This window comes from Methanotorris formicicus Mc-S-70, from assembly GCF_000243455.1.
GTDB lineage: Archaea > AGJL01 > Methanococci > Methanococcales > Methanococcaceae > Methanotorris > Methanotorris formicicus.
This window is the reverse complement of the sequence record NZ_AGJL01000057.1, coordinates 1-10,468: the sequence shown is the minus strand read 5'-3', so window position 1 is coordinate 10,468 and position 10,468 is coordinate 1. Positions and strand designations below refer to the sequence as shown.

At 30.8% G+C, this 10,468-nt stretch carries 12 protein-coding genes and 1 pseudogene; 7 read left to right on the top strand and 6 right to left on the bottom strand.

What is annotated here, in order from left to right; translation table 11 throughout:
* From METFODRAFT_RS08370 to METFODRAFT_RS08360, 3 genes and pseudogenes are all read left to right on the top strand, one after another.
* Positions 1–197: hypothetical protein (locus METFODRAFT_RS08370; RefSeq protein ID WP_007045161.1), on the top strand; the 197-nt coding region annotated here is incomplete at its 5' end.
* Between the two features lie 13 nt (positions 198–210).
* Positions 211–1,332: pseudogene (csx1, locus tag METFODRAFT_RS08365) on the top strand (CRISPR-associated CARF protein Csx1); the annotation flags it as partial.
* Positions 1,333–1,344: 12 nt separating this feature from the next.
* On the top strand, positions 1,345–2,838 hold the full coding sequence (locus METFODRAFT_RS08360; protein ID WP_007045159.1) for a hypothetical protein: 1,494 nt from the start codon (positions 1,345–1,347) through the stop codon (positions 2,836–2,838).
* Positions 2,839–2,911: 73 nt separating this feature from the next.
* On the opposite strand, the gene METFODRAFT_RS10775 is transcribed toward METFODRAFT_RS08360, so the two are convergent.
* The 5 genes from METFODRAFT_RS10775 to METFODRAFT_RS08335 all read right to left on the bottom strand — a co-directional run bounded on the left by METFODRAFT_RS10775 (position 2,912) and on the right by METFODRAFT_RS08335 (position 6,728).
* On the bottom strand, positions 2,912–3,430 hold the full coding sequence (locus METFODRAFT_RS10775) for a hypothetical protein (RefSeq protein ID WP_007044800.1): 519 nt from the start codon (positions 3,428–3,430) through the stop codon (positions 2,912–2,914).
* A 64-nt stretch (positions 3,431–3,494) separates the two neighbouring features.
* The gene (locus tag METFODRAFT_RS10935) at positions 3,495–3,962 is read right to left on the bottom strand and encodes a hypothetical protein (protein WP_007045158.1); all 468 of its coding nucleotides are present in this window, start codon (positions 3,960–3,962) and stop codon (positions 3,495–3,497) included.
* A 284-nt stretch (positions 3,963–4,246) separates the two neighbouring features.
* Complete coding sequence (locus METFODRAFT_RS08345; RefSeq protein WP_007045157.1) at positions 4,247–5,152, bottom strand: ribose 1,5-bisphosphate isomerase; 906 nt, start codon at positions 5,150–5,152, stop codon at positions 4,247–4,249.
* 64 nt (positions 5,153–5,216) lie between these two features.
* Entirely contained in the window at positions 5,217–5,606 is a 390-nt protein-coding gene (locus tag METFODRAFT_RS08340; protein WP_007045156.1) for a CBS domain-containing protein, read from the bottom strand.
* A 141-nt stretch (positions 5,607–5,747) separates the two neighbouring features.
* Positions 5,748–6,728, bottom strand: coding sequence for a methanogenesis marker 12 protein (locus tag METFODRAFT_RS08335; protein WP_007045155.1), 981 nt, complete (start codon positions 6,726–6,728; stop codon positions 5,748–5,750).
* A 96-nt stretch (positions 6,729–6,824) separates the two neighbouring features.
* On the opposite strand from METFODRAFT_RS08335, the gene wtpB reads away from it, so the two are divergent.
* The 4 genes from wtpB to METFODRAFT_RS10310 all read left to right on the top strand — a co-directional run bounded on the left by wtpB (position 6,825) and on the right by METFODRAFT_RS10310 (position 10,076).
* Entirely contained in the window at positions 6,825–7,574 is a 750-nt protein-coding gene (wtpB, locus tag METFODRAFT_RS08330) for a tungstate ABC transporter permease WtpB (RefSeq protein WP_048115791.1), read from the top strand.
* Positions 7,575–7,589: 15 nt separating this feature from the next.
* Positions 7,590–8,507 (top strand): ATP-binding cassette domain-containing protein, encoded by a 918-nt coding sequence (locus METFODRAFT_RS08325; RefSeq protein WP_007045153.1) that lies wholly within the window; start codon positions 7,590–7,592, stop codon positions 8,505–8,507.
* Positions 8,508–8,620: 113 nt separating this feature from the next.
* On the top strand, positions 8,621–9,619 hold the full coding sequence (locus METFODRAFT_RS08320; RefSeq protein ID WP_007045152.1) for a tRNA lysidine(34) synthetase: 999 nt from the start codon (positions 8,621–8,623) through the stop codon (positions 9,617–9,619).
* Positions 9,620–9,926: 307 nt separating this feature from the next.
* Positions 9,927–10,076, top strand: coding sequence for a hypothetical protein (locus METFODRAFT_RS10310; protein ID WP_245528977.1), 150 nt, complete (start codon positions 9,927–9,929; stop codon positions 10,074–10,076).
* Positions 10,077–10,139: 63 nt separating this feature from the next.
* On the opposite strand, the gene METFODRAFT_RS10930 is transcribed toward METFODRAFT_RS10310, so the two are convergent.
* Entirely contained in the window at positions 10,140–10,289 is a 150-nt protein-coding gene (locus tag METFODRAFT_RS10930) for a hypothetical protein (protein WP_007045151.1), read from the bottom strand.
* Positions 10,290–10,468 lie beyond the last annotated feature (179 nt).

The window sequence follows — 10,468 nt, the reverse complement described above, 5'->3', positions numbered from 1 at the left end:
AAAAGCATAGAAGAGATAAATCGATTTTAGATGTTGAGGGAAATTACCTAACGTCCGAAAAGAGCAATATTGGGTTTGTTAGGTTTATAGCAATGGTATCAAACTGTATAGAATATTTAAGCCACAAATATGGATTATCATTCTATGAAGTGATTAAAGAGTGTAGTAAAGAACTAATAAGGAAAGGATTCTCGTAATCACACTGTCAGACATTTAGATATGAAAGATTATGATGTTATTGTCTGCCCAGGAGTTGGAACATTCCCAAATGGTTCATTTAATGGAAGGTTGTTGGACTACTATTCTTATGTTTTATATAAACTTTCTCAAATAATTCCAAAAGACAACATTGAAATTCATATGGATATAACACATGGGCTAAATTATATGCCTGCATTAACCTACAAAGCAATAAAGGAACTTTTAGGGATTTTGGCAATAACAAACAAAGCAAAATTTTATGTTTATAACTCTGACCCATATAGTAAAGGAGGAAAAAAGGAACTTTACATACATACTGTTGAAAATCGTGAAATATTACCATCTTCTTCAACTGATGCTATTGATGATAAAAAACTTATTGATGATAGTAATTTAGAAGGAAAAGAGAGAGGGGAAATAAGAAAGAAACTAAATACCAACAAAACAATTAAAGAATTAAAAAACAAAAAGCAAAACATAAACGCATTTTTAAGTTCATTTGTTTACGCATTACCTTTAATATATTCAACTTTTTATGTAGAGGATTGGGAAATAAAAGATATAATCGACGAAATTTTAAGTATTTATCTTTCAAATATTGATGTTGGTTTAGAAAACAAGACCATTAAAAGAAAAATTGGATTGGATGTTGGGTTTGATGCATTAGTTAAGGCATATTTCACTGCAAAAGTTTGTAAAGTAGATGAGTTTATTAAGGATGAACTCTCTTTGGGTGAAATAACAAAAATGGGGAAAATATTATTTAGAAATAATAATAGATTTTTAAAATCTGAAATAGACAATAGTATATGCAGAATTCTAATAAACAATGATACTGGCGGGCAGTGGATTTTATTGAGGGAGTTTAGAAAAGATTTGTCAGATGAATTTAACATAAGGAATTTTTTAGCACATGCTGGTTTTGAAAAAAATTTGGTGGAAATAAAAGCACATGAAAGGGGAACCAACAAAAATTGCCCAAAGGATAAATCATACCTTAGATATTCTCCAAATTACATAAAAGAAAAAAATGGCGTAAAAAAGTTAATTTATAAAAGGGAAAGCAATAATGAGGAAATAAATGTTCTTGAAAAACTTGAAGAGGCATTTATCAATGAATTCAATAAATAATCGGGAGATAATATGAAGGTTTGGATAACAACCATTGGTTCATCCCCTTATGCAGTATTTAGCACACTATGGTTTGCAGTTGTTAAAGATTCCTTCATCCCAAACAAAATTTATCTTTTATGGAACAATAAGGTTGAGAAAAATAAAGAAACCCTTAAAAACTACATAGAAACCTTATCAAAAGCATATAATATAAATATTCAAATAAATGAAGATTATAAAGTTAATGAGGAGGACTTTAAAACCTTTGCAAATGCGTTAAAAGAAATTATAATTAAAGAAAAGAAAGAAGGTAATGAAATAGCAATAGATATGACTCCTGGTAGAAAATTTATGAGTGCTTTCTCAATGTTTGCTGGCTTAGAAGGAGTTAGCGACGGAAAAAATAAGTATAAGTGTGATAGAGTTTATTATCTTCATTTGAGAGATATGGGTTATATTAACTACCCATTATTTTTAATTCCACTTTCTTTACAGGAATTGCATGAGATGAAAAGTGAATTAACAAACACAAAGATAAGCAGAGAAATTCTAAATATTGAAGGAAAATCATCATTAAAAGTCAATAGAAAAGAGATAATGGTAATTTTAAATTGTTATTTTTTAAAAGGTAGATATAAATTTGAGGTTAAAGTTGAAAATCAAAAAATTGTAGAATTTATTTTATGGGGCAATAAAAATAAAGCAACAATAGAAATTTTTAACAAGAATTTGAATTTTAGTGATTTTGTAGGAAATCCCAAGGATTTAAAAAGTGTTCTAAATGCTTCAGGAATATGTGAATTGAGATTTACGATGGATTGGGAAAAGTGGTTTAATGAGGAGGAATTTTTTGGATATTTATGGAACAAATTAAAAGAAAAAAAGACATACTATATAACCTTTGATACAAATGCTTTAATAAATCAAATTCCACAGAGGTTTATTGATTTTATTGAAAAGCAAAGAGAAAAGATATCTCCAAACTTTTTAATATCTCAGTGTGTTATTAAGGAGATTACTGATGAAAGGGGATTTAAAATTAAGGATACTCCTGATAGTGATTATTTAAATCAGCCATCTCCAAAGGACAGGTTGTTTAAATTAGGGTTGTCCCAATTAAAGTTGTTGAGAGAGAAAAACGCAATAACATTCAATTATGATGGTAAATGGGATAACGATATAAAAGATTCTTTTGTTGAATTTTTGGGTAATAAAAAGGGAGAACTACTTATAATAACTTCAGATAAAAATTTCTTCCATAATTTGAGTTATTTAGATGACATAATTCCTATTTATGCAAATTTTAGGAATATTAAAAAAGAAGTTCGCTGGGAGAACATTAGAGATTTTCTATATGTTTCTTCTGTTGTATTTGGGAAAATTGATGTTAAATATATTGGGGAGATAAGTTCAGTTTGGAGAGGAAAGAACCCCATTGAATGGGACAACGAGATAATTTCTGTTAAAGGGATTGACAATAATACAAAAAAAGTAATTGAAGTTTTAAAAAAGATTGTCCAATAGGACATAACGAAAATTTAAATATCTGAATTTTCCATACCCTATTTTGTCAATAGTTAATTGACTGACAGTGTGATTACGAGAATCCTTTCTTTATTAGTTCTTTACTACACTCTTTAATCACTTCATAGAATGATAATCCATATTTGTGGCTTAAATATTCTATACAGTTTGATACCATTGCTATAAACCTAACAAACCCAATATTGCTCTTTTCAGACGTTAGGTAATTTCCCTCAACATCTAAAATCGATTTATCTCTTCTATGCTTTTCTTCTATCTTTGGTCTCTTCATATACTCGCTTATTATGTTCTCTGCCTTCTTTTTATGGTTTGTAGAGACCAGATACTTAGGTTTTTTCTGATTTTCCATCAACACTGCAACGATTTTAACTCTACCAACATCGGGAATATTGACCACTTTCTCGGATAATCTAAACTTTATTCCATTAATAGTCCTTAATTTAAGCTTTTCTTTCTCGAAATCCCTCTTAAATAGTCCTTCTACCTTAACCTTCTTACCGAAATATTCAACTATCAGGTTTTTCCTAAGTTTACCAATATATTCCATTCCCAATTCTTTAGATTCCTTCATAATTTTCTTTGTCGTTACAAAAGTGTCTCCTACGACCGTCCCGATATCTATATGAGTTAAGAATCTAATAATTTCGATGAATATGTCTGTGGATTTTTTGCCAAGTGGTTTTATTGTAGTGTAAATCGAATATATCCCTTTTTTCGTGATAAATACAGCAGTTTATCTGCTCTTGATATGGTTTGCTATGTCTTTCGATGTAGTTATATCGAATATTGCAACCATAAACCTTTTTACTCCATCTCCTTAGTAGCGTTGAATCGATTATTGCAGTGTATTTAAATCTATTGTCATCAAAAATATCGAGAAGGTTGGATAGTTGAGTATACAAACAAAACTCATTTTCTGATAGTTTTTGTAGGTTTTTAACGATAGTCGTTCTGTGAATTCCCGAGACATACTCTGAAAATGCTTTGATAGTTTTTATTGGCGTTAGTGTTCTAACTTGTGCGAACTTAGATAACTCCTCCGAACAGTTAAATCCTAAACTATTTATAGAATTAGTGAGTATACTATTAAGTGCTGCTAGCATAGGAGATGCACCGTTTTTTAACGAGTTATTCAAGCACTACATATTTCTATTTTTTGGTTTTAAAGTTAATATTGTTAAATCACACTATCAGTAAATAAATTTGTCTTCCCTGCATTATTTGGACCTACAATAACAGCAATATTTCCTCATTAAACTCAATCTTAAACTCATCATAAGAAAACAAATTTTTAACTTCAATGGATTTAATTTTCATAAATCCACCCCAAATATACCATTTCCAAACATAATTTAGTCAAAAATAGAAAATATATTTTACAATCAAATCATGGTTCAATCCATCCAAAATACTTCTCAATTATATACCATGCCCCCTGTGGTGGGATTAAACCAACTTCAGTAATAATTGCATCGATGTATTGGGAAGGAGTGACATCAAAGGCAGGGTTTCTTATTTTTATTTTCTTATATTTTCCATCAAATTCAACAACTTCTTTTGGGTCTCTTTCTTCGATTTCTATTAATTCCCCAACAATTGTTTTTGGGTGGAATTTGTAGGTTTCAGCAGATGTTAAAAATGGAACTCTTGCTTCATGTGCTATTAAAGCAATTTGAGATGTTCCTATTTTATTGACAAGGCATCCATTGGCAGTTATTGCATCTGCCCCGACAACAACAATATCCACTTCTTTTATAAAGTATCTAACCGCAGAATCTACTATAAGCGTTACATCAATCCCCTCATCACAAAGTGCCTTTGCTGTTAAATAGCCCTGATTTCTTGGCCTTGTTTCAGTGCAGAAAACTTTAATATCTTTCCCTTCATGATACGCTGTTTTTATAACTTCAATTGCTGCCTCTGAATTGCAGTGCGTCAAAATTGTATATCCGTCTTTTATCCTCTTAGCCCCAATCTTACCAATATTTTTTGTGGCATTTTTTGAAGAGATTATAAATTCTTCTGCCTTTTTTATAACTGATTCTTTTGGATTTTCATCTTTTAAACCATTCAAAACATATTTAACTGCATTTGGTAATGATACGGCAGTAGGTCTTGCAGACCTCAACAATTCCCCCGCTTCAATAATTTTCTTTTTAAATTCTTCATCATCCATATACATTATAGTTTCTGCGTATTCTTTTAAAGCGTATGCCGCTGCCCTACCTATCCTCCCCGCTCCCCGAATTTCCATATTTTTTATTTTTTCATAAGTTTCTTTTATAATATCCATCATGTTCACCAATTAAAATTTACAAAAAATGAGAATAATAAAAATAAGAATGGGATAAGAACAATTATTTCATTAGTTTTGCCATTAATTTTATAATGTCTTTTGAACTTATTACCCCAACAATTTTGTCATCACACTCAGAATGGACATATAAATGGTGAATATTATTTTCTTCCATAACTTCAACTGCTTTTTCAAGCGGAGCCTCAGGACTTATTGTGATTATTTTTGAGTTCATTATATCCTCAGCCTTTAAAGCATCTAAATTCTCATGATAATGTTTCAATATGTTGGTATCTGTAATAATCCCCCAAAATACTTGGTTATCTGAAACTACAACTGATGAAATATCATTTTCAGCCATTTTTTTAACAACATCAGATACTTTATCATCCAAAGACACTTCAACAACTCCCCTCTTCATTATGTCTCTAACTAAATATTTAGAAAGCATTTTTCCACCTCACAACAAATTAAAGGACATAACTATTTTTTTTCACAATACTATATATAACTTCCTAATTTAGAATAAAAAAGTGTTATTTTAAAGAGAATTAATTATTGTCATAATTTATATCAAAATAAACAACTATATTTATTCAAATTCAACCTCTATCCCCAAAATATCCCTTTTTCCTTTCAAAATATCCTCCGCTATCATTGCACTTCCTATTGCCCCACTTTCTCCACTTAAAATAAAAATATTCCCATCAACATACTCCTTAATCATCTTTGGAATATCTATTGGATGTTTTAATGTCCCTATAGAACCTGCCAAAACAACATTTTTTCCCTTATTTAAAAACATCAATGAATTTATCTCCATAACTACGCTTAATATTAATGAATCTACTGCCAATTTACAGTTTTCGTCATTGAAATAGTTATTTATTATTGCCATCTTTGTATCTTCAACCCCCTTATATAGTTTCGCTATTTTTACAGCCCCTGCCTTTGAGAATGCTTCATTTGCTGTAATCTCTCCACTATCTATTTTTCTAATCAACTCCAAATCTAATGGACCATGCAACATGCCTATTGCTCCAATACAGGCATCAAAACCCCCAAAAATCTTCCCATCTTTTATTAACAAAGTTACTGTGTTTGATGAAATATCAGACAATATATAATTTTCAAATCCAAAGGTTTTGTATGCGTTGTAGGCAATGGATATTTTCTCTGGTGAAGCGATGTGGGAATATAATGCTTTAAACCTTTCATCCATGCATTTTATTCCCCTATGCAAGCCAGGAATAACAACTGCAGGAATATTTGCGTTTTTTATTTCATCATAAACCTTAGTTCCCCCTCCAACCTTTTCTCCAACTCCTTCAATATTCACAACCCCTCTATTTTTCACCTTTTCTATAGGGAGGATTTTATCTATCCCATCACCCATTGAATACGTTAAAGCCATTAAATCAATATCCTCCAAATCAATATGTTTTTTTAATTCTTCAATGTATGATTTGGTTTTAAATTCCGTTCTCTTCAATTTGAAAATAATCTTCTCATTTCCATCCTTTATACATGTTGTAACTCCAGAAGTTCCATGGTCAATTCCTACTGTTATCATAATTTCACCAATTGATGTAATCTAATTTGATGAGCATAACTTTTATATATTTTACATATTTTAATTACCTCTATAAGATGGTCTTTTGGTGATAATATGAGGATGTTTTTTATCTCACTCTTTATTATCTCGTTGATGTTGATTTTATTCATTATCCTACCCATAATAAATATGCTCCTAAATCCAGGGGATGTTACTGGAGCGTTGATGGATAGAGATGTCATTGATTCATTACTTGTAAGTTTATACGCTGCATCAACAGCAACCCTTATAGCGTTGTTTTTTGGTATCCCACTCGGCTATTTATTGGCAAGGTATGATTTTAAAGGGAAAGATTTTGTTGAGGCGATTGTAGATTTACCAATGGCAATACCCCATTCTGTTGTGGGGATTATGATTTTATCTTTCTTTTGTAACAACCCTATAAATATCTTTAACAATTTTGGGGCATATATTGTTGATAACTTTTGGGGAATTGTGGTTGTTATGTTGTTTGTTGGTGTGCCTTTTATGGTAAATAGTGTGAGAGATGGTTTTTTGATGGTTGATGAAGAACTTGAGCATGTTTCAAGAACACTGGGGGCATCTCAAATAAAGACGTTTTTCAACATCTCCCTTCCTCTCATATACAACAACGTTATGTCTGGAAGTATATTAACATTTGCAAGGGGGATTAGTGAGGTTGGAGCAATCTTAATAGTTGCATATTTCCCAAAAACAATGCCTGTCTTGATATTGGAGAGATTTAACAATTTTGGATTAACAGCCTCAAAACCAATAGCAGTGATTATGATTCTGGTGAGTATTGCAATATTTGCGTTACTTAGGTTGGTTAGAAGGAAATAAATAGGAGGAGAGATATTGTTAAGAGTAGAAAACCTTTCAAAAATATGGAAGGAATTTCAATTAAAAAATATAAATTTAGAGATTGACAAAGAATATTGTATTATCTTAGGCCCAAGTGGTGCTGGAAAATCAGTCCTGTTAAAATGCATAGCAGGAATTTTAAAGGCAGATTTCGGAAGAATATACTTCAATGGGGAAGACATAACAAACCTTTCTCCTGAAAAGAGGAATTTTGGATACGTTCCTCAAAACTATGCATTATTCCCAAATATGAACGTTTATAAGAATATTGCCTATGGTTTAAAGATTATAAGATATCCAAAATCAAAGATCGATAAAAAAGTTGAAGAAATAACTGAATTTTTAAATATAAAACACCTCTTGAATAGGAAGCCAGCAACGTTAAGTGGTGGAGAACAGCAGAGAGTTGCTTTAGCAAGGGCTTTGGTTTTAGAGCCAAATTTACTACTACTTGATGAACCAACGTCTGCACTTGATATAAATAATAAAGAAAAAATTATTGGTGAGTTAAAAAGGATAGGTGAAATCCTTCCAGTGATTCATGTAACTCATGATTTTGTTGAGGCAAAAACACTTGGAGAGAAGATAGCGATATTCATGGATGGGGAACTTGTGGAGGTTGGAAACAAGGAGATATTTAAAAAACCAAAAAATGAAAAGGTCGTTAAATTTTTGGGTTATAATATTGTTAAAATTGACGGGGAGAAGTTTGCAGTGTCTCCTGAAGAGGTTGTAGTTTGTAGTGGAAAAGAAGGAAAAATAATAAGTATTATAGATTGCGGATTTTATAAAAAGATTATTGTTGATTTTAAAGGTAATCAGTTGAGATGCATCTTAAAAGAAGATGTCGATTTGAGTGTAGGGGATGAAGTTGATATTGAATTCAAAAATAAAATCTATTTAAGTAATTAATTCAAACTTTTTTGATAGTAAAATATAAATACAAAATACTTAACATTGTTAAGTAATTATTAATTTTTTTCAAAGAACGATTAATCTTAAGTTTAGTTATCGGAGGGATGTTTTTGATAAACATAAAACAATTAAAAAGATACGCTAATCCATCTTATTTAACAATAAGAGAAGATAAAATTTTAGTCTGCAATAGGAGAGAGGCAAAATTATCAAGAGAGAAAATGAACAAGATAGAGAGAGATTTTGGTATTCCTGTGGTATATTCAAGAACCTACGAAGAGGTTTCAAAAAAGGTTGGAAGGTTCATAATTGGGAACAGATTAATAATCCCAAAGGATATTGTGGTGGTTGGATTAAGTGGGGGAAAGGACAGTTTAATGCTACTACATGTGTTAGAGCCATACAGGAGGAAGTATGGGATAGATATTCATGCGATTACAATTGATTTAAACATAGATGGGATTAGACCTTGGAGTGAAGATAGAGAGGGGATGAAACTCATAAAAGACCATTGTAAAAAATTGGATATCCCACATAAAGTTTTAAAATGTGATAAGAACGTTGTTGAATTATCAAAAATCTTATCAGAGAATGATAGTGGCATTGAATATTCTCCATGCTTCTCCTGCTCAATTATAAGAAGGTATTTATTGACAAACTACGCAGAGAACTTAAAAGAAAAAGAAGGGAGGAAAGTTAAGATTGCATTTGGACATACCTTAGAGGATAACTCAGATACAGTATTGGCAAATATCCTTAAAGGATGTCCTATAAAATCACTTAAGCCAATAAAGGAGTTCTACGAAAATGTTGTAGATTATAGGGAGTTTAAAATAACACTAAAACCTTGTACCATAATAAGACCACTCCTCCCAATTTCTGAAAAGGATATTGTAAAGGCACTTGATGAATGTGGTATTGAATACTATAAAGATAAAGACGAATGCCCTTACAGTAGAAACAGAGGGGATAGCATTAGAAAAAGGTCTCATGAAGTTCTCAGCATTCTTGAAAAAGAAATTAAAAATGTTAGAGAGATGGTTGTAAGTGCTGCAATAAAGTCAGAAGATAAAATGAAAAACTGTAAAGATGAGGAATACGACATTTAAAAATGCTCATCTTCAACCTCCATTACCTAACATAATTGTTAGTAGTTCAGAGAACCAATTCGATTTATAATTGTAGATAAATGTGTAGAAACTTATCAATGAAAGTAATGCATAAAATCCCACATAGAATAATTAAGAAGTCTTTAGGAATTTTTGATAGTGAGTTACTGATAGTGTAATTTAACACTATTAAAATTAAAACCAAAAAATAGAAATAGGTAGTACTTAAATCGGTTTTTCGTAACTCGCCTGTTATCACAAGGCGAAAACATCGATTGGGTGAAATACTAGGTATTTCACTGATCGCTTGCTCCGCAAGCGAAGAGATAAATCGATTTTAGAAATCGAAGGAAACTATCTAACGTCTGAAAAGAGCAATATTGGGTTTGTTAGGTTTATAGCGATAGTATCAAACTGCATAGAATATTTGATACAAATATGGACTATCGTTTTATGAAGTGGTTAAAGAGTGTAGTAAAGAACTAATAAAGAGGGGAATATTGTAATCACACTGTCAGTTTTAAGTTAGTTTTTTATCTAATTTTATCTTTTTTGGAACTCCTTTAAATTTCCACTCAGTACTTGGAACAATAAATCTAACAACTTCAACCTTTTCTATGGCTTTCAAATTTTCAGATGGATTATTTATAATATAAATTGTTGGATTCATAACAGCATTCTCTACAACATAGAGCCTTGGGTTTTTGATTATATGGGTAATTGTAGATGAGAATGAGCGTTAGCATTTTTCCAAATCTAACACAAACAACTATAAATAGGATAAATTCATACAATCAAATTTAAGATTTAAAAATAATAAAAACGGTAGTTCCCATCAAATAGATAAAT